Genomic DNA, 908 nt, shown 5'->3' on the forward strand with positions numbered 1-908 from the left:
ACTAGATGATCAACCATTTAGAGCAAGAGCTATGATGAGCTTAGCTACTCTTGATATGGTTAAGCGTAGCAAACAGATTAAGATCGAGAAACTACTTAACAACATAGCGCCAGTGTTTACTTCAAGTGCTACTGCCAGTGTTGCTGAGAATACAGCCACAGCTATTACTATAGTCGCTACAGACGAACAAACTATTACTTACTCTATCAGTGGCACAGATGCTGCTGACTTTAGTATTAACTCATCAACAGGTGTGGTTAGCTTTAACCCAGTCCCGGATTATGAATCTCCAGCTGATAGCGATACTAACAACATTTACATCTTTACAGCTACTGCAACAGACGCTAAAGGCTTAGCAACTACTCAAAATATTGAGATTATTGTTACCAATGCAGAGCAAGGTGTAAGTGCTTCACAATCCTCATTAACCGTGGGTGAAGCAGGCACTAATACTTACACACTGGTACTTAATGATGCACCAACTGCCGATGTGGTTGTTACCCCAACGAGTAATAATACTAATGCTGCGACGGTTAGCTCAGCACTCACCTTTACCATGGCTAACTGGGCAACGCCTCAGACTGTGACAGTTACAGGTGTAAATGACGCTAACACTATCAATGAATCAGTTACTATTAGTCACAGTGCCGCCAACAGCCTTGATGCTGGCTACAAGGCTGTTAGTATTGCTAGTGTAGCTGTTACTCTAGCAGATGATGATGCTGTTGCAGGTATTACTCAATCCGCAACATCAGCCACCATTGGTGAAGCCAGCACAGGCACTTACACCGTGGTACTTAACACTCAACCAACGGGTGACGTCACCATCACTCCAGTAAGTAGTGATACAGGTGCTGCTACCGTATCAGGCGTAATGACCTTTACTACGGGTAACTGGAATACAGCAC

1 protein-coding gene is annotated in these 908 nt (G+C 43.8%); it reads left to right on the forward strand.

All coding sequences use genetic code 11. From position 1 onward, the window contains the following. Window positions 1-31: 31 nt before the first annotated feature. Window positions 32-908 (forward strand): cadherin repeat domain-containing protein (locus BTHERMOSOX_RS11625; RefSeq protein ID WP_428992045.1); only part of this gene is annotated, 877 nt, incomplete at its 3' end.

Origin of the sequence: Bathymodiolus heckerae thiotrophic gill symbiont (assembly GCF_900128515.1) — a bacterium.
Lineage (GTDB): Bacteria > Pseudomonadota > Gammaproteobacteria > PS1 > Pseudothioglobaceae > Thioglobus_A.